Source organism: Rhodobacter capsulatus SB 1003, assembly GCF_000021865.1.
Lineage (GTDB): Bacteria > Pseudomonadota > Alphaproteobacteria > Rhodobacterales > Rhodobacteraceae > Rhodobacter > Rhodobacter capsulatus_B.
This window is the reverse complement of sequence record NC_014034.1, coordinates 295,671-318,499: the sequence shown is the minus strand read 5'-3', so window position 1 is coordinate 318,499 and position 22,829 is coordinate 295,671. Positions and strand designations below refer to the sequence as shown.

The following is a 22,829-nucleotide window of genomic DNA, read 5'->3' as shown; positions in this document are numbered from 1 at the left end:
TGCCGCAAATACCTCGGGGGTGCGGCGGCAGCGCCCCCGCGGGCGGCGCAGCAGACAAGGGCACCCCCCAAAAGCAAAACGCCTGCCCCGGGGGGCAGGCGTTCCGTTTTCCGAAACCCGAAAGGGATCAGCGGCGCAGGCCGAGACGCTCGATCAGCGACTGGTAGCGGGCCACGTCCTTTTTCTTCAGATAGTCGAGCAGCTTGCGGCGCTGGGCCACCATCATCAGCAGGCCCCGACGCGAATGGTTGTCTTTCTTGTGGGCCTTGAAGTGCTCGGTCAGCGTGGCGATGCGCGAGCTGAGGATCGCCACCTGAACTTCCGGCGAGCCGGTGTCGCCTTCCTTGGTGGCAAATTCTTTCATCAGACGGGTTTTGGTCTCGACGGTGATCGACATCGGGGTCTCCTGTGCAAAGGGTGATGGCGCAAGCCGGGATGTCGTCCAGCAGGGCCCGTGGAGTCTCCGCCGAATCCGGCGGATGGCGGCGTTTAGCGGAAAAGCGGGGCAAAGGGAAGCCCCAGGCCCGGTCAGATGGCGCCGAATTCCTCGGGCGTGATCAAGAGCACATCCTTGGGGCGCAGATCGCCCGCATCGACCACCTCGGCCAGATGCACCCCGTTCAGCGTGATCCAGACATTGCCCTCGGTCGTCGCGGGCTCCAGCGTCACTTCCGGATCGACGCCGTTGTCCGGGTCATAGACGACCACGATCTGATCGGCGCTGGAATCGTAATCGGTGATCGTCGCGGGGTTCTCGGGATCGTTCCATTCGCCCAGCGCGAACAGATCGCCATCCTCGCCGCCCGAGGCCCAGTCACCCGCACCTATCATAAGCGTATCGGCCCCCACACCGCCGTTGAGGAAATCCATGCCATCGGCATCACTGTTGCCGCTTTGATCGTCCGAAACAACCCCGATGAGAAGGTCGTCGCCATTTCCGCCGCTCAGCTCATCCGTGCCGGTGCCGCCGATCAGCGTGTCATCCCCGGCATTGCCGCACAGGCTGTCATCGCCCGCATCGCCTTCGACACGGTCGTCGCCCGCGCCGCCCAGAAGCTGATCCGCCCCGGCGCCGCCGCTCAGGCTGTCGTCGCCGAAACCCGCCGCCAAAGTGTCATCGCCTGCCCCGCCGGTCAGCGTGTCGGCGCCATAATCGCCTTCCAGGCTGTCGTCGCCGGTCCCGCCCGCAAGGCTGTCGTCGCCCGCCGCGCCCCAAAGGCTGTCATCGCCCGCGCCGCCGCTGACCGTGTCATCGCCCGCATAGCCGTTGATCTGGTCATCGCCCGCCAGACCGTCAAGCTGATCGTCGAAAAGATCGCCCCAAAGGATGTCGCGCCCGTCGGTCGCCTCGGGCGAGGGGTCGGGCTCGGTCGGGGTATCGCCGGGAAGGGTGGTCTCGGTGTCGTCGGTCGAGGGATCTTCCGGCGCGGAGCCATCGTCCGTGCCGTCCTCGCTGCCGGTACCGGCTTCGGCCTGATCCTGGGTGTCGTCCTCGGCGGTCTCGGTTTCGTCATCCCCGGTGGGCGCGACACCCGCGGCAAGACCCGCCATCAAAAGCCCCAGAAACCCAGACAGGAACAGCATGGCACACCCTCACCTTTGCGGCGGGATCATAGCGGAAACCGCCCCGCGGAACAAAAGCAAACTCGGCGAAAACAAGGTCGCGATGTGGTTTTCCCGGGGCATGGTTAACCCTTGCCGCCCCGCGCGGGTCAGACCCAAAGCTGCAACGGCTGCGCATAGCCGATATAGAGCGGATGTTTCGGCGCCCCGGCCGCGGTCAGGCCAAGGTGATGCAGATCGCGCCCCGATTCGCGCAGCAGCCGTTCGACCGCCGCGCCGCGGCCCAGATGCGCCCCATGCGTGCCCCAGGCGCAGACGATCCGGTCCGCCGGGCCACCCGCCCAGTCCAGACTGCCACGGATCGCGGCATCGTTTTCCGGCCCGACCGGATCGGCCATGGCCCGCATCGCCCGCGGATCGGTGGCGCGATAGGCGAAGATGTTCGTCACCCGGAAAGCGCCAAAGCCCAGCGCCCGCGCCCGGCGTTCGCAGCGTTCCACCGTCGGGTCATTCTGCACCTCGGTCGCGGTCGAGGGGTTGAGCATCACGAAAAGCGCCCGCGGCAGGGCGTCATCCCAGACCCGCGTCAGCAGATAGCGATAGGCCTCGCAGTCGGAATAGACCGCCACCGAGGGGGCATCGCCCTTGACATGGGTCCGGGTGATCATGCCCCGGTCCGGTTGAAGACGCGCTCGGGGTGGACCTCGCCGCCCATGTAACGGCCGACCGCAATGGCCAGACCGTGGTGGCTGACCCAGACCTCGGTGCCGAAGTCGATGCCCGAGCAGATCACCTGACCGGGGTTGCCATGGCTCAGCCGCACCGCGCCTTCGACCGTGGCCTTGACCTCGGGCAGATCATCGAGCCCCAGCTCCAGCGGCAGCAGCTGCGCATCCAGCTCGGACGTGCGCGCCATCCGGTCGATCGTTTCAAGGCTCAGGCCCTTGTCGGCCTCGAACGGACCCGACCAGACCCGGCGCAGCCAGAGCACATGGCCAAGGCAGCCCAGGGCCTGCCCCAGATCGCGGGCGATGGCGCGGACATAGCCGCCCTTGCCGCAGACCATCTCGAGCTCGACCGTGTCGGCATCGGGCCGCGCAATCATCTCCAGGCTTTCGACCCAGAGCGGACGGGCGGCAAGATCCAGATCGACCCCCTCGCGGGCCAGATCATAGGCGCGTTCGCCCTCCACCTTGACCGCGGAATATTGCGGCGGCACCTGCATTATGTCGCCGCGGAATGCTGCCAGCGCAGCCAGAATCTCGGCATCGCTCGGGCGGCTGTCGGACCGCGCCACGATCGCCCCCTCGGCATCGTCGGTCGCCGTCGCGGCGCCAAAGCGCACCTGAAAGCGGTAGCATTTCAGCGCATCGGTGATGAAGGGCACGGTCTTCGTCGCCTCGCCCAAGGCCACCGCCAGAACGCCCGTCGCCGCCGGATCAAGCGTGCCCGCATGGCCCGCCTTCTTCGCGTCAAAGGCCCAGCGCACCTTGCCCACGACCGCGGTCGAGGTCACCCCCGCGGGCTTGTCGACGACAACCCAGCCCGAAATCTCGCGACCCTTCTTGCGACCCATGACCGTCTCCCTGATGCAGGCCCGCCTGCTAGCGCCTTGCGGCCTGCGGGTCAATCGCGGGCAACAAGCCCGACCATCGGACCAAGCGGCAGGCCGAAATCGGCCCGGCCCTGCGCGGGCACGAAGAGCCGCGAAATCGAGCCGTCGAAATAAAGCGCATTCGGCGCGCCCAGCCTGTCGCGGAAGAAGCGGGCGAAGCGGTGGAAGGTGACGGCCCGGTCGGAAATCACGAACCAGGCGGTCAGCCCGTCGGCCGAAACCCCCACGCCGTTGCGGATATAGGTCGAGGTGCTGTCGGGCAGGAACCGCGGATGCAGCGCGCCGTCGATCACCAGCATCGGGCCGGATTGCGTGGCAAAGCGGCAGGCGGGCGGGGCGGCGGCAAAGGCGCGGCTCTCGATCACCGCGAAACGGTCCGAGATGCAGAAGACCCCGTTCGGCAACAGGCCGAAATTCCCCGGCCCCTCGCGGGTGACGATCGGCTGCTTCTCGACGCCGTTCTCGATGTAAAGCCCGGCCGGATCGCGGCTTGGCGCATACATCCCGGCGTTCATCGCGAAGACCAGCCGCTCGCCCGGGGCAAGCCCGGCCTTGACCCGCTCGGCATTGCCGAGGATCTGGCCCTGATCGTTCTTCAGCCACAGCCGCACATCCTGCCCGGCCTGCGCCTGACAGACGGTGAAAGGCGTGTCCTCGAAGGTGACGGTATGACAGGGATCGGCCGCCAGCACCGCGCGCGGCACCACCAGCGCCAGCGCCGCGAAAAGCCGCGCCCAGAGCGGCTTAATCCTCATCGCCTTCATCGTCATCGCGGGCGGCGATGTCGCGTTGCACGGTTTCATCGGAAAACAGCCGCCGCGTCTCATCGAGCCGGTCAAAGGTCTCGTCCATGCGAAACCGCAGGTCGGGCGCGTATTTCAGCGTCATCGCCTTGGCCACATGATGGCGCAGCTCGCCCGAATGACGGCGCAGCGCCGCCAGCATCGCCTCGGCGCTTTCGCCCCCCAGCGTGCCGCCCAAAGGCGCCACATAGACCGTCGCCACCTTCAGATCCGGCGAGGTCCGCACCTCGCCCACGGTGATCGAGATCTTGTTGAGGTCCGGGTCATGCACATCGCCGCGCAAAAGCACGTCGGAGAGGGTGCGCCGGATCAGTTCGCCGACGCGAAGCTGACGCTGCGAGGGGCCATCGCCCGAGGAGAAACGGTTCTTTGCCATGCCCCGCACATAGGGCTTTCGGGCCCTTTCCGCAACGGGGGCTGCAACGGGGCTTTGCCAAGCGGGCAACCGCGGTCTAGGAAAGGCGAAACGCATGGAGAGACAGATGAGTGACCTGCCGGGGATCGTGATCACGGGGATTTCGGGACGGATGGGACGGATGTTGGCGGCAACCGTCGCCGCCTCGGACAAGGCGCGGCTTGTCGGCGCGGTCGAACGCACGGGCCATGACTGGATCGGCCGCGATCTGGGCGAGGCGCTCGGCGGGGCGAAAAATGGCGTCATCGTCAGTGATGATCCGCTGGAAGCCTTTGCCAAGGCGCAGGCGGTGATCGATTTCACCGCGCCTGCGGCAACGCTCGAATTCGCCCGGCTCGCCGCGCAGGCCCGCGCCGTGCATGTGATCGGCACCACGGGTTTCGAGAAAGAGCAGATCGCGGCGCTGGAACCCGCCTCGCGGCATTCGGTGCAGATCCGCGCGGGCAACATGAGCCTTGGCGTGAACCTGCTGACGAAACTGGCCAAGACCGTTGCCGCGGCGCTGGATGCCGATTGGGATATCGAAGTGGTCGAGGCGCATCACAACCGCAAGGTCGATGCGCCCTCGGGCACGGCGCTGATGCTGGGCCAGGCCGCCGCCGAGGGCCGCGGCATCGATCTGGACGGCATGACCGAATCGGGTCGCCACGGCATCACCGGCGCCCGCAAACACGGCGCGATCGGCTTTTCGGCGATCCGCGGCGGCGATATCGTGGGCGAACATGACGTGATCTTCGCCGCGGCGGGCGAGCGCATCGTGCTGCGCCACATCGCCACCGACCGCGCGATCTTCGCCCGCGGCGCGCTCAGGGCCGCGCTTTGGGGTCAAAGCCAGAAGCCCGGCCAATACGACATGATCGACGTGCTGGGGATCTGAGCCCAACCCCGCCGTCTGTTTATCTTGCCGCAAATATCCTCGGGGGTCCGGGGGCAGACAGCCCCCGGCGTCGGCAACAGGCGCCTCAGAAGTCGATGGCGATACCCTTCTTCTCCCAATCGCCAAAGCGCACCGGCTCGGGTCCGTCGCGGCCGCCGAATTCCTTCGGCAGTTCCGCGGCCTTGGCGGCCTTGCGCCGTTCTTCGGCCTCGGCCAGCGCGCGGATCGCGGCGGGGGGCAGCTCCTTCGGGGCGTCTTCGCGCATCAAGGCCTCCGGCTTTGCGTTTCGGGTCGGGCCTGATATAGGCCGCCCCATCCACGGGAACAAGCAAGGGAAAGCGCCATGGCTTCGATCGATCCGGCCCGTCGTGCGGCAGCGGCGCTTCTGTCCGGCGTGCTGCAGGAACGGCTGACCTTGGCCGAACAGGCGGGCGAGCTGGCCGCGCTGGCGCCGCCCGACCGCGCCCGGGCGCAAAGGATCGCGCTGGCCACGCTGCGCAACCTCACCCGCGCCGATGCGATGCTGAAACCGCATCTGCGCAAGGCGCCGCCGCCTGATCTGCATGTGCTCTTGCGCCTTGGCACGGTCGAGATCTGCGCATTGGGCGAGGCGCCCCATGGCGTCACCGATGCGCTTGTCACCCTTGCCCGCTCGGGCGGGCAAAAGACCGAGGGGTTTGCCGGGCTGATCAATGCGGTTCTGCGCAAGATCGCCTCTGACACCGACCGCTGGGCGCGGCTTGATCCCCCCGCGCTGCCGGGCTGGCTGCGCGGGCGGCTGATGTCGGCTTACGGCAAGGTCGCCGTGATGCGGATGGAGGCGGCGCATCTGGCGGGCGCCCCCACCGATCTGTCGGTGAAAGCCGAGGCCGAAACCTGGGCCGCGAAACTGGGCGCGGAGCTGCTGCCCACCGGCTCGCTGCGGCTGGCGCAGGCCGGGCAGATCACCGAACTTCCGGGCTATGCGACGGGCGACTGGTGGGTGCAGGATGCCGCCGCCGCCCTGCCCGCCAGGGTGCTCAACGCCCAGCCGGGCGAGCATGTGCTTGACCTTTGCGCCGCGCCCGGCGGCAAGACGCTGCAGCTGCTGGCCGCGGGGGCAAGGGTCACCGCGCTGGATGTCTCCGCCCCGCGTCTTGACCGGCTGGAGGAGAATCTGGCCCGCTGCGGGATGAGGGCCGAAACCGTCGTGGCCGATGCGCTCGACTGGACGCCCGCGGCGCCCTTTGACGCGATCCTGCTCGATGCGCCCTGCTCCGCCACCGGCACGATTCGCCGCCACCCGGATCTGCCCTTCGTGAAAGACGCAAGCGGCATCAAGGAGTTGGCGGCGCTGCAGGCGGCTCTGCTCGACCGGGCGCCTGGCTGGCTCAAGCCCGGCGGGCGGCTCGTCTATGCCACCTGCTCGCTTCTGCCCGAGGAGGGCGAGGCGCAGATCGCCGCGGCGCTTTCCCGTCATCCGGGGCTGCGCCTTGTCCCGATCACCGCCCCCGGCCTTGATCCCGACTGGCTGACCGAGACCGGCTGCCTGCGCCTGCGCCCGGATTTCTGGCCGGACCGCGGCGGGCTTGACGGCTTCTTCATCGCCGTGTTGCGGCGGGACGGCTGACCGGCAAAACAGCCGATGACAGGACCCCGGCAGGACTTTATTCTGCGCCAAAAGCGACACCAGACATGACGGTTCACATTCAAGGGCAGGCAGGATGACGGCGGACAAGGGCAAATCCGCGCGGACCGGATCGCGGGGGCGGCTAACGGGCTTCCTTGACCGGCTGGCGGCGCTGCGCGCCACCATGGCCAGCCCGGCCACCGGCTTTGTCAGCCAGCCCGAGCCGCGCTCGATCGGCTCTTTCGCCCGCGGGCGGCAGATGATCGCCGGGAATTTCCTTTTTGCCGGGTTTCTGGTCGAGGGCGCCGACCGCGCGATCTGGGATCTGCCCGTCCCCGACCCCAGCTTCGAAGAGGCGCTGCAGGGCTGCACCTGGCTTGACGATCTGGCGGCAGTGGGCGACCGGCCCGCGCGGGAGAGGGCGCAGGGCTGGGTCTTCGGCTGGATCGCCCGCTATGGCCGGGCCCGGGGGCCGGGCTGGACCCCGGATCTGACCGGGCGGCGGCTGATCCGGCTGATCAACCATGCGCCGTTCCTGCTCAATGGCCGCGACAAGACCGAGGCGCAGGCCTTCTTCCGCTCGCTCGGGCAGCAGACGCTGTTTCTGGCGCGGCGCTGGCGCTCGGCCAGCCCGGGCCTGCCGCAGGTCGAGGCGCTGACCGGGCTGATCTACGCCAGCCTGGCGTTGACCGGGATGGAACGTCATGCCGGGGCCGCGGCCGAAGCCCTGGCCGCCGAATGCGCCGGGGGGATCGATGCGGCGGGCGGCATTCCCACCCGCAACCCCGAGGAATTGCTGGAAGTTCTGACGCTGCTTCTGTGGGCGGCCGATGCGATGACCGCGGCCGGGCGCACGCCTTTGCCCGCGCATCTGGCCGCGATCGCGCGGATCGCGCCGACGCTGCGGGCGCTGCGCCATGCCGATGGCGGGCTGGCCCGGTTTCACGGCGGCGGGCGGGGGGCCGAGGGGCGGCTCGATACGGCGCTGAACGCCACCGGCACCCGGGCCGTGGCGCGGACCGGGCTGGCGATGGGCTTTGCCCGGCTGCATGCGGGCCGCACCAGCCTGATCGTCGATGCCGCCCCGCCGCCCAAGGGCGCCGCCTCGGCCAATGCCCATGCCTCGACGCTGGCCTTTGAACTCACCTCGGGGCGCTGGCCGCTGATCGTCAATTGCGGCTCGGGGGCGATGTTCGGCCCCGACTGGCACCGCGCCGGCCGCGCCACCCCCAGCCATTCGACGCTGGCGATCGAGGGTTATTCCTCGTCGCGGCTTGGCCCCGCCCGCCGCACCGGCGCGGCGATGCGGACCTGGCTCGAGGAAACGCCGTCCGAAGTCTGGATGCGGCCGGAAACCGACCCGGCCCGACATGCGCTGTTCGGCCATGACGGCTATCTGATCACCCACGGGCTGACCCATATCCGGGAACTGGAGCTTGCCCCCGACGGCAATGCGCTGAAGGGGATGGACACGCTCGGCGCGATGACCAGCGCCGACAAGGCCCGGTTCGAGACCGTGTTTCAGGCCGATGCCCTGCGCGGCATCCCGTTCCAGATTCGCTTCCACATCCACCCCGAGGTCGATGCGACGCTCGACATGGGCGGCTGGGCGGTGTCGATGGCGCTCAAATCCGGCGAGATCTGGGTTTTCCGCTTCGACGGCCCGGTCGATCTGACGCTTGATCCCTCGGTCTATCTGGAAAAGGGTCGTCTGCGCCCGCGGGCCACGCAACAAATCGTGCTTTCGGGGCGTTTGCAGGCGCCGATCCAGCAAATCGGCTGGACCTTGGCCAAGGCTCAGGATACCCCCGGCGCCAATCAGGGCGAGCCCCGGCCGCCCGTTCCCGCTCCCTGACCACGGGCCGCGACGGCCCTTGCAAAGAAGGAAAGTCCCGTGACCCATCCCGTTCCGCTTACCCGTGCGCTGCTTTCGGTGTCCGACAAGACCGGTCTGGTCGATTTCGCCCGCGCGCTGGCCGCCCGCGGGGTCGAGCTGCTCTCGACCGGCGGCACCGCCAAGACGCTGCGCGAGGCGGGGCTTTCGGTGCGCGACGTGTCCGAAGTGACCGGCTTCCCCGAGATGATGGACGGCCGCGTGAAGACCCTGCATCCCAAGGTGCATGGCGGGCTTCTGGCGCTGCGCGACAATGCCGAACACCGGACCGCGATGGAAACCCATGGCATCGAGGTGATCGACCTGCTGGTGGTGAACCTTTACCCGTTCGAGGCCACCGTGGCCAAGGGCGCCGCCTATGACGACTGCATCGAGAATATCGACATCGGCGGCCCGGCGATGATCCGCGCCGCGTCGAAGAACCATGCCTTCGTCGCCACCGTGGTCGATGTCGAGGATTACGCCGCCGTTCTGGCGGAACTTGATGCGAATGACGGCAAGACCACCCTCGCCTTCCGCCAGCGGCTGGCGCAGATCGCCTATGCCCGCACCGCCGCCTATGATGCCGCCGTCTCCACCTGGATGGCGCAGGCGATCGGCGAAGCGGCCCCGCGCCGCCGCGCCTTTGCCGGGACCCTTGCGCAGACGCTGCGCTATGGCGAAAACCCGCATCAGTCGGCCGCCTTTTATCTGGACGGCTCGGCCCGTCCGGGCGTGGCGACGGCGCGCCAGCATCAGGGCAAGGAACTGAGCTACAACAACATCAACGACACCGATGCGGCCTTTGAGCTGGTGGCGGAATTCCCGACCGAGGCCCCGGCCTGCGCGATCATCAAACATGCCAACCCCTGCGGCGTGGCGACCGGCAAGACGATGCTCGAGGCCTACACCCGGGCGTTTGACTGCGACCGCACCTCGGCCTTTGGCGGCATCATCGCGCTGAACCAGACCCTTGACGCCGCAACCGCGGAAGAAATCTGCAAGATCTTCACCGAAGTCGTCATCGCCCCCGAGGCGAGCGACGAGGCGAAGGCGATCTTTGCCGCGAAAAAGAACCTGCGCCTGCTGACGACGGGCGCCCTGCCCGACCCGAAGGCGCCGATCACCAGCTTCCGTCAGGTCGCGGGCGGCTTCCTCGTGCAGGGCAAGGACAATGGCGCGATCACGCTCGATGATCTGAAGGTCGTCACCAAACGCGCGCCCTCGGACCAGGAGCTGAAAGACCTGCTCTTCGCCTGGAAAGTCGCGAAACACGTCAAGTCGAACGCGATCATCTATGTGAAGGACGGCGCCACGGTGGGCGTCGGCGCCGGTCAGATGAGCCGTGTCGACAGCACCCGGATTGCCGCCCGCAAATCCCTCGACATGGCCGAAGTGATGGGCCTGGCCGCGCCGCTGACCAAGGGCTCGGTCGTGGCGTCCGACGCCTTCTTCCCCTTTGCCGACGGTCTGATCACCGCGGCCGAGGCGGGGGCGACGGCGATCATCCAGCCCGGCGGTTCGATGCGCGATCAGGACGTGATCGACGCCGCGAATGAACGCGGGCTGGCCATGGTCTTCACCGGCATGCGCCACTTCCGGCACTGAGGCATCATGCGACTGATGGCGCGGTTTGCGGCGGCGGTGCTGCTGCTCGATCAGGTGACGAAATTCATCGTCGTGCAATGGATCGGGCTGGACCGGATCGGCCAGATGGCGGTCCTGCCGCCCTGGCTCAACCTGCGCATGGCGTGGAACCGGGGCATCAACTTCGGCCTTTTCGCGGGCGAGGACGAGATCACCCGCTGGGCGCTGGTGGTGATGGCGCTCGCCATCTCGGCCTGGGTCTGGCACTGGGTCAGCCGCCATCCGCAGGGGCTGCGCGGGCAGGTGGCCGCGGGTCTCTTGATCGGCGGGGCGCTGGGGAATGTGATCGACCGCATCGCCTATGGCGCGGTCGCCGATTTCCTGAATGTCTCGGCACCGTTCTGGGACAATCCGTTTTCCTTCAACGTCGCCGATATCGCCATCTTCCTCGGCGCGGCGGGGCTGGTGCTGTTCACCGGCGAGGGCAAGTCCGGCCGGGGCTGACGCCTTTGGGACGTGACGGACGGCTGGCGATAGGCTAAGACGGGGCAAACGGCGATGGAGTGCTGCATGCGATCGGTGTCTGGAACGCTCGGGATTGCGCTGGTGACGGCGCTGGCCCTTGGCGGCTGCGGCGGCGCGAAGGACAAACAGCCCGAATTGATGCACCTGCGGTCCTCGACCTCGGGGCCGGATGAATTCGGCATCCTGCCGACGAAGCCGCTGGCGATGCCCGACAGCCTGACCGAGCTGCCCGCGCCGACGCCGGGGGGCGCGAACATCACCGATCCGACGCCGCAGGCCGACGCGGTGGCGGCGCTGGGCGGCGATCCCGCCCGGGTGACCGGCACCGGCCGCGCCGCGGGCGATGGCGGTCTGCTGGGCCATTCGGGGCGCTTCGGCACCGAGGCCGGCATCCGCGACCGCCTTGCCGCCGAGGATCTGGAATGGCGGCGCAAGCATGATGGCCGGTTGCTGGAACGGCTGTTCAACATCAACGTCTATCTCAAGGCCTATGCGCCGATGTCGCTGGACCAGCAGGCCGAGCTGGAGCGCTGGCGCAAACAGGGCCTGCGCACCCCCGCCGCGCCGCCTTCGGGCACGGCGCAGGAGGCGTTGCCGTAACGGCCGATCAAACCTGCGTCAGTCCCGCACCGTCACGGTTGTCTGTGGCGCCGATGCGGCTACCCTGACGACAGATCGACGGAGGTGCCCATGCGCACGATGCTTGCCGGACTGTTTCTGACGGCGACGGCTTTTGGCGCGTCAGCCGCGCCGGTGACCCATTTTACCCTGAAGAACGGCCTTGAAGCCGTGGTGATCGAGGATCACCGCGCCCCGGTCGTGGTGCAGATGGTCTGGTACAGGGCCGGATCGGCCGACGAGGTCCGGGGCAAGTCGGGCATCGCCCATTACCTGGAACATCTGATGTTCAAGGGCACCGACACGCTGGCGGCAGGCGAATTGTCCAAGGTGGTGGCGGCCAATGGCGGCTCGGACAATGCCTTCACCAGCTATGATTACACCGCCTATTACCAGCGCATCGCCGCCGACCGGCTGGAGCTGGTGATGAAGATGGAAGCCGACCGGATGCGCAACCTGCGCATCTCGCCCGATGACTGGAAGACCGAACGCGAGGTGATTCTGGAGGAACGCGCCCAGCGCACCGACAGCGATCCTTCGGCGCTGCTGAGCGAACAGATGCGGGCGGCGCAATTCCTCAACAGCCCCTATGGCACGCCGGTGATCGGCTGGCGCCAAGAGATGGAGGAGCTGACCCGCGAGGATGCGCTGGCCTGGTATCGGCGCTACTATGCGCCCAATGATGCGGTGCTGGTGGTGGCGGGCGACGTGACGCCCGATCAGGTGAAGGAGCTGGCGGCGAAATATTACGGCCCGCTGGCGCCCTCGGCCGACATCCCGCCGCGCCTCCGCCCGCAGGAGCCGCCGCAACTCGCGGCCCGGCGCATGGTGTTTCGCGATGCCCGGATCGCCCAGCCCTATGTGATGCGCAGCTATCTGGCCCCCGAACGCAACCCGGGCGATCAGAAACAGGCCGCGGCGCTGACGATTCTGGCGGAGCTTCTGGGCGGCAACATGGCCACCTCGGTTCTGGGGCGCAAACTGGTCTTCGAGGCGGGCGATGCGATCCATGTCTCGGCGGGCTATGACGGCATGTCGATCGACCAGACCACCTTCACCTTGGCGGTGATGCCCGCCAAGGATGTCGATCTGCCCAGTGCGGAGGCCGCGCTGGACAAGGCTTTGGCCGATTTCTTCACTGACGGCATCGACCCGGCGCAGTTCGAACGCATCCGCACCCAGATCCGCGCCAGCCAGATCTATGAACAGGACGACACCGAGGCGCTGGCGCAGCGCTATGGCGAGGCCCTGGCCTCGGGCTTTTCCGTCGCCGATGTCGAGGCCTGGCCCGAGGTGCTGATGTCGGTCACCCCCGAGGACGTGATCGCCGCGGCGACGGCGCTGTTCGATCCGGCGCGCTCGGTGACGGTCTTTGCCGAAACCGCGGGCACCGCCGCCCCGGCATCCGCCGCCCCCGCCCCCGTCGCCCCTGCCCTGACCCCGGAGGCCACGCAATGATCCTTCGCGCTCCGTTCCGCATCCTGGCCGCCGTCGTTCTGGCCGTGCTGTCCGCCCTGCCCGCCGCGGCGATCGAGATCACCGAGGTCACCTCGCCCGGGGGGATCAAGGCCTGGCTGGTCGAGGCGCATGACATCCCCTTCACCGCGCTGGAAATCCGCTTTCGCGGCGGGGCGAGCCTGGATGAGCCGGGCAAGCGCGGCGCCACCAATCTGATGACGGCGACGCTGGAAGAGGGTTCGGCCGATCTCGACAGTCAGGGCTTTGCCGCGGCGCAGGAGGCGCTTGCCGCCAGTTTCAAATTCGACGTCGATGATGACACGCTGAGCATCTCTGCCCGGATGCTGACCGAAAACCGCGACAAGGCGGTGGATCTTTTGCGCGGCGCGCTGACCGACCCGCATTTCGATCAGGCCTCGGTCGACCGGGTGCGCGGGCAGGTGCTGTCGATCATCGCCTCGGAGACGCAGGACCCGCAGGCGCTTGCGGGCGAGGCCTTCCGCAAGCTGGCCTATGGCGATCATCCCTATGGCACCTCGCTGAACGGCACGCTGGACAGCGTGCAGGCCCTGACGCGCGAGGACATGTTCACCGCCAAGGCCCGGGTGATGGCGCGCGACCGGCTGGTGGTCTCGGCGGTGGGCGACATCACGGCGGCCGATCTGGGTCCGCTGCTCGACAGGCTGCTGGGCGATCTGCCCGCCACGGGGGCGCCGCTGCCGCCGCGCGCTGATCTGGCGCTGACCGGCGGTGTGACCGTCGTTCCCTTCGACACGCCGCAGGCGACGGTGATCTTTGGCGAACAGGGGCTGGCGATGTCGGACCCGGATTTCTTCCCCGCCTATGTCTTCAACGAGATCCTGGGCGCGGGCGGCTTTTCCTCTCGCCTGATGGAGGAGGTGCGCGAAAAGCGCGGCCTGACCTATGGGATCTACACCTATCTGGTGCCCAAGGATCTGGCCGAGACCTGGCAGGGCAGCTTCGCCTCGGCCAATGGCAAGGTGGCCGAAGCGATCGAGATCGTGAAGGCGGAATGGGCCAGGGCCGCAAGCGGCAAGGTCACGGACCGGGAACTGGCCGATGCCAAGACCTATCTGACCGGCGCCTATCCCTTGCGTTTCGATGGCAACGGCAACATCGCCGACATTCTGGCGGGGATGCAGCTGAACGGCCTGCCGGTCGATTACATCAACACCCGCAACGACAAGGTGACTGCGGTGACGAAAGACGACATCGCCCGGGTGGCGCAGCGGCTGATCAAGGCCGAGGGGCTGCGCTTTGTCGTCGTGGGCCAGCCCGAGGGGCTGAAGTAAGCCCCGAATCTGTTGGGCTCGGTTTCGGGCTGTGCTATCCCTTGTGGCATGAACGCACAGCCCCCCCAAATCGGCGCCTCCCGCCCGGTGATCCGCCAGCTTGACGACGCCGCCGCCAACCGCATCGCGGCGGGAGAGGTGGTCGAACGCCCCGCCTCGGCGGTCAAGGAGCTTGTCGAAAACGCGCTCGACGCCGGGGCGAGCCGCATCGAGATCGCCTATGCGGATGGCGGCAAGACGCTGATCCGGATCAGCGACGACGGCTGCGGCATGACCGCCGAGGACCTGCCGCTGGCGCTTTGCCGCCATGCCACCTCGAAGATCGACGGCTCGGATCTTCTGAACATCCACACTTTCGGCTTTCGCGGCGAGGCCCTGCCAAGCTTGGGCGCGGTCGGGCGGCTGACGATCACCTCGCGGGCCGAGGGGTTCGAGGCGGCGCAGATCACCGTTTCCGGCGGCAGGATCGGCGCGGTGAAACCGGCGGCGCTGAACCGCGGCACCGTGGTCGAGCTGCGCGATCTGTTCTTTGCCACCCCGGCGCGGCTGAAATTCCTGCGCACCGACCGGACCGAGGCGCAGGCGATCGCCGACACGGTCAAGCGCCTTGCCATGGCCGAGCCCTATGTCAGCTTCACCCTGCGCGAAATCGCGGGCAGCGAGACGCGGGAAATCTTTCGCGCCGATGCCGAACAGGGCGAGTTGTTCGGCGCGCTTTCGGGCCGTCTTGGCCGCATCCTTGGCCGGGCCTTTGCCGACAATGCGGTGCCTTTGGACGCGGACCGCGAGGGGATCCGGCTGACCGGCTATGCCGCCCTGCCCACCTATTCCCGCGGCGCCGCGGTCGAGCAGTTCCTCTTCGTCAACGGCCGCCCAGTGCGCGACAAGATGCTTTTGGGCGCGTTGCGGGCCGCCTATATCGATGTGCTCTCCCGTGATCGCCACCCGGCCGCGGTGCTGTTCCTGACCTGCGACCCCGAAAGCGTTGACGTCAACGTCCACCCCGCCAAGGCCGAAGTGCGCTTTCGCGAAGCGGGCGTGCCGCGGGGCCTGATCGTGACCGGCATCCGCCACGCGCTGGCGCAATCGGGGCATCGGTCCTCCTCCACCGTCGCCACCGCCACTCTGGGCGCGATGCAGCCCGAACCGGCGCAGCCGCGGATCTATCAGATGGAACGGCCCAGTTCCGGCGCCATCCGCAATGCCTTTGCCGCGCAGATGCCGCTGCAAAGCTTCGACGAGGCCCCGCAGCCCTTCACCGCGCCCTTTGCCCCCTCGGCCCGAGTCGAGCCCGCCCCACCCGGGACGGCCGAGCTGATCCACCGCCCCTTGGGCGCCGCGCGGGCGCAGCTGCATGAAAACTACATCATCGCCCAGACCGAACGCGGCATGGTGATCGTCGATCAGCACGCCGCGCATGAGCGGCTGGTCTATGAACGGCTGAAGGCGCAAAGCGCCGAAAAGGGCATCGCGGCGCAGGCGCTGCTGATCCCCGAGATCGTGGAGCTTTCCGCCGCCGAGGCTGCCCGGCTGCTTGATGTGGCCGAGGAGCTGCACCGGCTTGGCCTTGCCATCGAGCCCTTTGGCGGCAGCGCCATCGCCGTGCGCGAAACCCCGGCGATCCTGGGCGAAATCAACGCCGCGGCTTTGCTGCGCGACATTCTGGATGAGCTCGCCGATCAGGGCGACAGCCTGCGGCTGCAATCGAAGATCGACGCGGTTCTGTCGCGGATGTCGTGCCACGGCTCGATCCGCTCCGGCCGGCAGATGCGGGTCGAGGAGATGAACGCGCTGCTGCGCGAGATGGAGGCGACGCCGCTTTCCGGCCAGTGCAACCACGGCCGCCCGACCTATGTCGAGCTGAAGCTTTCCGACATCGAACGGCTGTTCGGCCGGACATGATCGAACTCGGCGCGCATCTGATCGACCTGCAGGACCCTCTGGTGCAGGCGGCGCTTGCTTCGGCGGCGGTTCTGCTGCTGCTGATCCTTTTGATGCTGCGGGCGTCCTTGCGCACGGCGAAGGCGCTGGACCCGCTGGCCGGGACCCTGTTGCAGCTGGCGCAACGGGTGCAGGCGCTGTCCGATGGCCAGCACCAGCTCGCAGGCGGGCTGCATCATGTCTCCGAAGCCCAGGCCGCCAGCCAAAGCCGGATGCTGCAACTGATGGAGGCGCGTCTGGCCGAGGTGAACCGGGCGATGACCGAGAGCCTGCACGGCTCGGCCACCCGCACCGCGCGCAGCCTTGGCGATCTGCAACAGCGTCTGGCCGCCATCGACAAGGCCCAGGCGAATATCGAGAAGCTTTCGGGCAATGTGCTGGGATTGCAGGACATTCTCTCGAACAAGCAGACCCGCGGCGCCTTTGGCGAGATCCAGCTGCATGACATCGTGCAAAAGGCGCTGCCGCGCGATTCCTATACGATGCAGGCGACGCTTTCGAACGGACGCCGCGCCGATTGCCTGATCCATCTGCCCCATCCCCCAGGGCCGATGGTGATCGACAGCAAATTCCCGCTGGAGGCTTACGAGGCCCTGCGCCGCGCCGAAAATCAAAGCCAGCTGATCGAGGCGCAACGGATGATGCGGATTTCCCTGCGCTCGCATATCCGCGCCATTGCGGATCGCTACATCATCGAGGGCGAGACCGCCGATGGCGCGCTGCTGTTCCTGCCGTCAGAGGCGGTCTATGCGGAACTGCACGCGAATTTCCCCGAACTGGTGCGCGAGGGTTTCGCCGCCAAGGTCTGGATCGTCTCGCCCACCACCTGCATGGCGACGCTGCACACGATGCGCGCCGTGCTGAAAGACGCGCGGATGCGGGCGCAGGCGGGGGCGATCCGGCGCGAACTCGCCGCGCTGCATGCCGATGTCGGGCGGCTGGGCGAGCGGGTGGCGAACCTTGATCGCCATTTCGGCATGGCCGCGCGCGACATCGAGGAGATCCGGACCTCCGCCGAAAAGGCGGGCAAGCGGGCGCATCGGCTCGACAATTTCGACTTCGAGGAGCTGGCCCCGGAACCGCCCTTGCGGCTTCCCGTCGAAAGCTGAGATGGCGCTTGCGTCGCGGCCCGTCCGGGACGAGAGTGGGATCACAGGAGGACGTGTCATGCTGCCGATCAGCCCGTCGAAAATCGCCCATGTGATCATCCGCGCCCGGAAATTCGACGCCGAAGTGCCCGGATCCGGTCAGGGGCGCGAGCTGCGCGCCTTCATCGCGGCCTTGAACGAGGATGAACAGGCGGCGCTGACCGCGCTGATGTGGATCGGCCGCGAGACCTTCCAGGCCGCGGAATTCGACGAGGCCTTCGAGACCGCCAAGGCCGAGGCGACCGCGCCGACCGAGGATTACCTTCTCGGCATCCCGATGCTGGCCGATTACCTGGAAGACGGTCTGAATGCGATGGGGATCAGCCTGGAAGAAGCCGAGGACGGCATCAATCCGACGGTGTAGGGGGGGCGCTGCCCCCCGTCCGCAAGCGGACTCCCCCCGGGATATTTTCACCAAGGTGAAAGCAGATCCCGGGGTGCCCTTTCACCTTGGTGCAAATATCCCACGGGGGCGCGGGGGTGTGAAACCCCCGCTCCTGCGCGGTATCAGGCGACCAGACGGTAGCCGCCCGATTCCGTGATCAGAAGCCGCGCATTCGACGGATCGGGCTCGATCTTCTGGCGCAGCCGGTAGATATGGGTTTCCAGCGTATGCGTGGTCACCCCCGCGTTGTAGCCCCAGACCTCGTGCAAGAGCACATCGCGCGCCACCACCCCGTCCTGCGCCCGATAGAGGAACTTCAGGATGTTGGTTTCCTTTTCGGTCAGCCGGATCTTGCGGTCCTTGGCGTCGATCAGCATCTTCATCGCCGGTTTGAACGTATACGGGCCGAGCTGGAACACCGCATCTTCCGATTGTTCATGCGTGCGCAGCTGGGCGCGGATGCGGGCCAGCAGCACCGGGAACTTGAAGGGCTTGGTGATGTAATCATTCGCGCCGCTGTCCAGCCCAAGGATCGTGTCGGCATCGGTGTCATGGCCGGTCAGCATCATGATCGGGCATTTCACCCCCTGCTTGCGCAGCTTCTTGCACAGCTCCCGGCCATCGGTGTCGGGCAGGCCGACATCGAGCATCACCAGATCGTAAAGCGCGCCCTTGGCCTTTTCGACCCCTTCGGCGCCCGAACCCGCCTCGAACACGTCGAATTCCTCGGTCGCGATCAGCTGCTCGGCCAGCGCCTCGCGCAGGTCGCTGTCATCATCCACCAGAAGAATTTTCTTCAGCCCGGCCATCTTTGCCTCCCGGTCTCGTTGCGGTTCGTGTCAAGCTGGACCCTCATCACGACTGCGGCAAGGGAGGTGAAATCTTTCTCACGCAAGGGTGACGCAGAGCGGGGAAGTGTTTCAATCTGTTTCAACCGCCGCTATCTTCCGGCCATGGAAACGCCTGTCTTTCTCGGCCCGAGCCCCCTTGAACTGATCAACCGCGCCCGCGCCGATCTGCGGCTCGGGCTTCCCGTCGTGCTCTCGGGGCAGATGCTGGCCGTCGCGGTCGAGACGCTTTCGCCCGAACGGCTGGAGGCGCTGCGCCGTCTGGGGCCGCTGACGCTCGCGCTGACCGCCTGGCGGGCCGAGACGCTGAAGGCCCGGGTTTATGATGACGATCTTGCCCGGATCGCCGTTCCCGAAGAGGCCGATCTGGCCTGGCTGCGGGCGCTGGCCGATCCGGCCGATGACCTGCGCGTGCCGATGAAAGGCCCGCTGACCAGCCTGCGCGACGGCGATGCCACCCTTGCGCGGGCCGCGATTGGCCTGTGCAAGACGGCGCAGCTTCTGCCCGCCGCGCTGCTCGCCCCGCTGCCCACCCCCGCGCCCGAAGGGTTGACGGCGCTGGCGGCCCCGCAGGTGCTGCAGCTGCTGTCCTCCGAAGCCGCCTTTGCCCCCGTCGCCGCCGCGCGGGTGCCGATGCGGGCGGCCGAGCGCGGGCGGCTGCACATCTTCCGCCCCGATGATGGCGGCCCCGAACATTACGCGATCGAGATCGGTTCCCCCGACCGGGCGCAGCCGGTGCTGGCGCGGCTGCATTCGGCCTGTTTCACCGGCGACGTGATGGGCTCGCTGAAATGCGACTGCGGCCCGCAGCTCGATGCCGCGCTGCATCAGATGGGGGCCGAGGGGGCGGGCGTGCTGCTTTACCTCAATCAGGAGGGCCGCGGCATCGGGCTGGCGAACAAGATGCGCGCCTATTCGCTGCAGGATCAGGGCTTTGACACGGTCGAGGCGAACCACCGGCTGGGCTTCGAGGATGACGAACGCGATTTTCGCATCGGTGCGGCGCTGCTGAAGAAGCTCGGCTTCAGCTCGGTGCGGCTTTTGACCAACAACCCGGCCAAGGTGCGGATGCTGGAAACCCACGGCATTGCGGTGCGCGAACGGGTGCCGCTCAAGGTCGGCAAAAGCCGCCACAACGAAGCCTATCTTGCCACCAAGGCGGCGAAATCGGGGCATCTGCTGTGATCCGTCTGACCGCCACCGGGCTTCTGTTCCACGGCCGCCGCCATCCGGTGCAGATCGGCCGCGGCGGGCTCTCCGCCACCAAACGCGAAGGCGACGGCGCCACCCCGGTGGGCCGGTTGCGCATCGTCGGCCTGCTGTACCGCGCCGACCGCCTGCCCCGCCCCGCCCCTTGGGCGAAGCCGATCGGCCCGCAGGATCTGTGGTGCGACGATCCCGGCCACCCCGCCTACAACCAGCCCGTCCGCGCGCCGTTCAAGGCCAGCCACGAACGCATGGCCCGCCGCGATCCGCTTTACGACATCGTGCTGATCACCGATTGGAACTATCCGAAAGCCACCCCCGGCAAGGGCTCGGCGATCTTCCTGCATCAGCGCCGTCGCCTGGGCTACCCCACGGCAGGCTGCCTTGCGCTTGGCCGTGCCGACCTGATCAAACTCGCGCGCCGCCTGAAACCCGGCACCGAGCTGTTGATCCCGCCGCTTTCCTGCTTTTATCTTGCGAAAAATATCCCGGGGTCCGGGGCAGCGCCCCGGTCCGCCGACAAGGCCTAGGCGCGCGCCCCATAATCGCGCGCGCCAAAAATGGCCGAGCCCACCCGCACATGCGTGGCCCCGGCGGCAATCGCCGCCTCGAAATCCGAACTCATCCCCATCGAAAGCCCGGTCAGCCCGTTCCGCGCCGCCATCCCGGCGAGCATGGCGAAATGCGGGGCCGGGTCTTCGGCTTCCGGCGGAATGCACATCAGCCCGACCACCGGCAGATCCAGCCGCCGCGCCTCGGCCACGAAAGCATCCAAAGCCTCGGGCAGCACGCCCGCCTTTTGCGGCTCGGACCCGGTGTTGACCTGCACGAAAAGATCCGGGCTTGCCCCCCGCGCCTGCGCCAAAGACGCCAGCTTCACCGCCAGCGAGGGCCGGTCAAGCGTGTGGATCGCCTCGAACAGCTCCACCGCCTGTTTCGCCTTGTTCGTCTGCAACGGCCCGATCATGTGCACGGCCACGCCCGGGAACTCTGCCCGCCAGTCGGGCCATTTGCCCGCCGCTTCCTGCACGTAATTCTCGCCGAACAGCCGTTGCCCCTGATCGAGCACCGCCAGCACCCGCTCGGGCGGCTGCACCTTCGACACGGCGATCAGCCGCACCGCCCCCTCGGCCCGGCCCGCGGCCCGGGTCGCCTTCGCAATCCGGGTCTGAATCTCCTGCAATCCCATGGCGATCTCCTTTGCGGCGCAATCGAGCACAAGGTGGCAAAAAAGAAAAGAAGCGGGCCAAGGCCCGCTCTTTCCCAATCAGGTTCCGAGAGATCAGAACTTGAATTTCACACCCATGTTGGCGACCGGATCCGAACCGTCCACGTCGTCGTCTTGGATGCCGGCCGCGAGGATCGCGCCGCCGCCCAGGTCGTAGTCGGCGCCGAGGCCGTACCAGGTCACGCTGTCAACACCAGCCGCGACGAAGTCGACTTTTTGCACGTAGCCTTTGACGGTGGTCGCGCCGAAGGCCGAGGCAACGCTCAGGCCGATCGCGTCGTCAACCGGGTTTTCGTCGCCGCCGATGGCGTAGTAGCCTTTGACGTCGGTGTTGCCGAATTTCGCCATGCCGGCGAGTTCGGTTTGGCTCATGTCGAGACCAGCGCCATCACGGTCGAGGATCTCGTGGCCGAGGCCGACGGTGTAGTTGCCGAAGGTGTAGGCAGCGGCGACCGAGTACGATTGGGTGTCGGCTTCGAAGGTGCCGGCAGCGAGCGAACCGTAGCCATGGCCGTCCGTCATCGCCGCGGCGACCGAGAACGCACCGGCGCTGTAGGTGTACATCAGGCCCGAGGTGGTTTCGTTGTCGAGCGTCAGGTACGGGATGGCGTTGGTGCCCAGGCCAGCGAAGGTGATACCCGCGGTCCCTTGGTCATCGCCGAGGTAGCCGACGTCGGCCAGGTCGCCGAAGAGTTCTTCCGAGGCCGAAGCAATGTCACCCATGGTGATCTTGCCGAAAGCGCCCGACAGGAAGACGGTGCCACGGTTGCCGTTGCGCGGATCTTCAGCGTTGCGGATGTCCGAGGTGCGGAACTTCGCGCCGAACTCGAGGCCCGAGTCGGTGGTGCCCGAGAGGGTGAACTGAACGCGAGCGCGGCTCGAGAAGTTCCAGTCTTCGCTGTCGTACACAGCACCCATGCGGGCGTCGCCCGAGAGTTTCACTTCGGCGGCGGCGGCGCCAGCGACCATGACGAGCGCGGTCGACGCGATGAGAAGCTTTTTCATTTTTCCCTCATTTTGCTAAGGTAAGCCCCAACTCAGGGGGAATCCGAGGTGGGTATGAAGGCTTTTTCTCTCGCCACGCCTCATATTGCAACGAAAACGGGACCGAAGCGGCCAAAGCGAAACCGCGTGGTGCAGCTTTGCCACAGTCCCCCGCTGGGGACCGGCGGGAGGTTGCGCCCCGCCGCGGGCGGTCCCGCGGGGGGAAAAATCTTGTCGCCCCCCCGGCCATCGGCTAGAGACAGGAAAAGCCAATGGGTTCAGCCTGCGGGGGCAGTCGATCGTATGAAGAAAGCAACCTCTTTGCGCACCGGTCTGGTGATGACGGTCGCGCTTGGTCTGGCAGGCTGCGGCACCTCCAGCGGCAAACTGTTCAACTGGGGCGGCCCGGCCCGGCCCGCGCCGCAAAAGCAGGAAACCGCCATCGACAAGTTCAAGGCCGAGCCCAAGCAATCCTCGGTCTGGGATCTGTTTTCGAACAATGCCGACCCGAATGTCTCGATCGGGGTCAACAAGTATCTCTGGATGGCCTCGCTTGAAGTGCTCGACTTCCTGCCGATCCAGTCGGTCGATCCGTTCTCGGGGCTGATCATGACCGGCTACGGCACGCCGCCCGGCGGCGGCAAGGCCTATCGCGCGACGATCCATGTCACCGATCCGGCGCTGGATGCGCGCTCGCTCAAGGTGTCGCTGGAAAGCCGCGGCGGCACGGTGGCGCCCGAAACCGTCCGCGCGGTCGAGGATGCGATCCTGACCCGGGCCCGGCAGCTGCGGATTCGCGACTCGGGCCTCTGAGCCTTTCGACAAGGGCCCTC

Annotated in this window: 24 protein-coding genes; 14 read left to right on the top strand and 10 right to left on the bottom strand. The window is 67.4% G+C overall.

Annotated elements, in window-relative coordinates; translation table 11 throughout:
- Window positions 1-127 precede the first annotated feature (127 nt).
- The 6 genes from rpsO to rbfA form a co-directional block, all read right to left on the bottom strand.
- Window positions 128-397, bottom strand: a complete 270-nt coding sequence (gene rpsO, locus RCAP_RS01445) for a 30S ribosomal protein S15 (RefSeq protein WP_013066028.1) — start codon at window positions 395-397, stop codon at window positions 128-130.
- Window positions 398-528: 131 nt separating this feature from the next.
- Entirely contained in the window at window positions 529-1,584 is a 1,056-nt protein-coding gene (locus RCAP_RS01440; protein WP_013066027.1) for a calcium-binding protein, read from the bottom strand.
- 128 nt (window positions 1,585-1,712) lie between these two features.
- Window positions 1,713-2,231 (bottom strand): DUF1643 domain-containing protein, encoded by a 519-nt coding sequence (locus RCAP_RS01435; RefSeq protein ID WP_013066026.1) that lies wholly within the window; start codon window positions 2,229-2,231, stop codon window positions 1,713-1,715.
- Window positions 2,228-3,139, bottom strand: a complete 912-nt coding sequence (gene truB / locus RCAP_RS01430) for a tRNA pseudouridine(55) synthase TruB (protein ID WP_013066025.1) — start codon at window positions 3,137-3,139, stop codon at window positions 2,228-2,230. The genes RCAP_RS01435 and truB overlap by 4 nt, the downstream gene beginning before the upstream one ends.
- A gap of 50 nt (window positions 3,140-3,189) precedes the next feature.
- Window positions 3,190-3,933, bottom strand: a complete 744-nt coding sequence (locus RCAP_RS01425; protein WP_013066024.1) for a phosphodiester glycosidase family protein — start codon at window positions 3,931-3,933, stop codon at window positions 3,190-3,192.
- The gene (rbfA, locus tag RCAP_RS01420; RefSeq protein WP_013066023.1) at window positions 3,923-4,357 is read right to left on the bottom strand and encodes a 30S ribosome-binding factor RbfA; all 435 of its coding nucleotides are present in this window, start codon (window positions 4,355-4,357) and stop codon (window positions 3,923-3,925) included. The genes RCAP_RS01425 and rbfA overlap by 11 nt, the downstream gene beginning before the upstream one ends.
- Before the next feature lie 106 nt (window positions 4,358-4,463).
- On the opposite strand from rbfA, the gene dapB reads away from it, so the two are divergent.
- Window positions 4,464-5,273, top strand: a complete 810-nt coding sequence (gene dapB, locus RCAP_RS01415) for a 4-hydroxy-tetrahydrodipicolinate reductase (RefSeq protein WP_031320796.1) — start codon at window positions 4,464-4,466, stop codon at window positions 5,271-5,273.
- An 85-nt stretch (window positions 5,274-5,358) separates the two neighbouring features.
- On the opposite strand, the gene RCAP_RS01410 is transcribed toward dapB, so the two are convergent.
- On the bottom strand, window positions 5,359-5,538 hold the full coding sequence (locus RCAP_RS01410; protein WP_013066021.1) for a DUF1674 domain-containing protein: 180 nt from the start codon (window positions 5,536-5,538) through the stop codon (window positions 5,359-5,361).
- A 78-nt stretch (window positions 5,539-5,616) separates the two neighbouring features.
- Here RCAP_RS01410 and RCAP_RS01405 point away from each other — a divergent pair, with 78 nt between their 5' ends.
- From RCAP_RS01405 to RCAP_RS01360, 10 genes are all read left to right on the top strand, one after another.
- Complete coding sequence (locus RCAP_RS01405) at window positions 5,617-6,882, top strand: RsmB/NOP family class I SAM-dependent RNA methyltransferase (RefSeq protein ID WP_013066020.1); 1,266 nt, start codon at window positions 5,617-5,619, stop codon at window positions 6,880-6,882.
- A 94-nt stretch (window positions 6,883-6,976) separates the two neighbouring features.
- On the top strand, window positions 6,977-8,737 hold the full coding sequence (locus RCAP_RS01400) for a heparinase II/III family protein (protein WP_013066019.1): 1,761 nt from the start codon (window positions 6,977-6,979) through the stop codon (window positions 8,735-8,737).
- 39 nt (window positions 8,738-8,776) lie between these two features.
- Window positions 8,777-10,363 (top strand): bifunctional phosphoribosylaminoimidazolecarboxamide formyltransferase/IMP cyclohydrolase, encoded by a 1,587-nt coding sequence (gene purH / locus RCAP_RS01395; RefSeq protein ID WP_013066018.1) that lies wholly within the window; start codon window positions 8,777-8,779, stop codon window positions 10,361-10,363.
- A 6-nt stretch (window positions 10,364-10,369) separates the two neighbouring features.
- Window positions 10,370-10,846: a signal peptidase II gene (lspA, locus tag RCAP_RS01390; protein ID WP_013066017.1), complete on the top strand. Its 477-nt coding sequence runs from the start codon at window positions 10,370-10,372 to the stop codon at window positions 10,844-10,846.
- 66 nt (window positions 10,847-10,912) lie between these two features.
- Window positions 10,913-11,467, top strand: coding sequence for a DUF3035 domain-containing protein (locus RCAP_RS01385; protein WP_013066016.1), 555 nt, complete (start codon window positions 10,913-10,915; stop codon window positions 11,465-11,467).
- 90 nt (window positions 11,468-11,557) lie between these two features.
- Window positions 11,558-12,943, top strand: a complete 1,386-nt coding sequence (locus RCAP_RS01380; protein ID WP_013066015.1) for a M16 family metallopeptidase — start codon at window positions 11,558-11,560, stop codon at window positions 12,941-12,943.
- Window positions 12,940-14,256, top strand: a complete 1,317-nt coding sequence (locus tag RCAP_RS01375) for a M16 family metallopeptidase (protein WP_013066014.1) — start codon at window positions 12,940-12,942, stop codon at window positions 14,254-14,256. The genes RCAP_RS01380 and RCAP_RS01375 overlap by 4 nt, the downstream gene beginning before the upstream one ends.
- A gap of 48 nt (window positions 14,257-14,304) precedes the next feature.
- Window positions 14,305-16,158 (top strand): DNA mismatch repair endonuclease MutL, encoded by a 1,854-nt coding sequence (gene mutL / locus RCAP_RS01370; RefSeq protein ID WP_013066013.1) that lies wholly within the window; start codon window positions 14,305-14,307, stop codon window positions 16,156-16,158.
- The gene (locus RCAP_RS01365) at window positions 16,155-17,306 is read left to right on the top strand and encodes a DNA recombination protein RmuC (RefSeq protein ID WP_013066012.1); all 1,152 of its coding nucleotides are present in this window, start codon (window positions 16,155-16,157) and stop codon (window positions 17,304-17,306) included. Before mutL ends, RCAP_RS01365 begins: the two co-directional genes overlap by 4 nt.
- Before the next feature lie 58 nt (window positions 17,307-17,364).
- Window positions 17,365-17,709, top strand: a complete 345-nt coding sequence (locus RCAP_RS01360) for a DUF3775 domain-containing protein (protein WP_013066011.1) — start codon at window positions 17,365-17,367, stop codon at window positions 17,707-17,709.
- Between the two features lie 143 nt (window positions 17,710-17,852).
- Here the strand turns inward: RCAP_RS01360 and RCAP_RS01355 are convergent, their stop codons facing one another.
- Entirely contained in the window at window positions 17,853-18,539 is a 687-nt protein-coding gene (locus RCAP_RS01355) for a response regulator transcription factor (RefSeq protein ID WP_013066010.1), read from the bottom strand.
- 144 nt (window positions 18,540-18,683) lie between these two features.
- Between RCAP_RS01355 and ribA the strand changes: the two genes are divergently transcribed.
- Entirely contained in the window at window positions 18,684-19,763 is a 1,080-nt protein-coding gene (gene ribA / locus RCAP_RS01350) for a GTP cyclohydrolase II (protein WP_013066009.1), read from the top strand.
- On the top strand, window positions 19,760-20,314 hold the full coding sequence (locus RCAP_RS01345) for a L,D-transpeptidase family protein (protein ID WP_013066008.1): 555 nt from the start codon (window positions 19,760-19,762) through the stop codon (window positions 20,312-20,314). Before ribA ends, RCAP_RS01345 begins: the two co-directional genes overlap by 4 nt.
- On the opposite strand, the gene RCAP_RS01340 is transcribed toward RCAP_RS01345, so the two are convergent.
- Both RCAP_RS01340 and RCAP_RS01335 read right to left on the bottom strand, forming a co-directional pair.
- Window positions 20,311-20,973, bottom strand: coding sequence for a YggS family pyridoxal phosphate-dependent enzyme (locus RCAP_RS01340; RefSeq protein WP_013066007.1), 663 nt, complete (start codon window positions 20,971-20,973; stop codon window positions 20,311-20,313). The genes RCAP_RS01345 and RCAP_RS01340 overlap by 4 nt on opposite strands.
- Before the next feature lie 93 nt (window positions 20,974-21,066).
- On the bottom strand, window positions 21,067-22,017 hold the full coding sequence (locus RCAP_RS01335) for a porin (protein WP_013066006.1): 951 nt from the start codon (window positions 22,015-22,017) through the stop codon (window positions 21,067-21,069).
- Window positions 22,018-22,299: 282 nt separating this feature from the next.
- Here RCAP_RS01335 and RCAP_RS01330 point away from each other — a divergent pair, with 282 nt between their 5' ends.
- Window positions 22,300-22,809 (top strand): DUF3576 domain-containing protein, encoded by a 510-nt coding sequence (locus RCAP_RS01330; protein WP_013066005.1) that lies wholly within the window; start codon window positions 22,300-22,302, stop codon window positions 22,807-22,809.
- The last annotated feature ends 20 nt before the right edge of the window (window positions 22,810-22,829 follow it).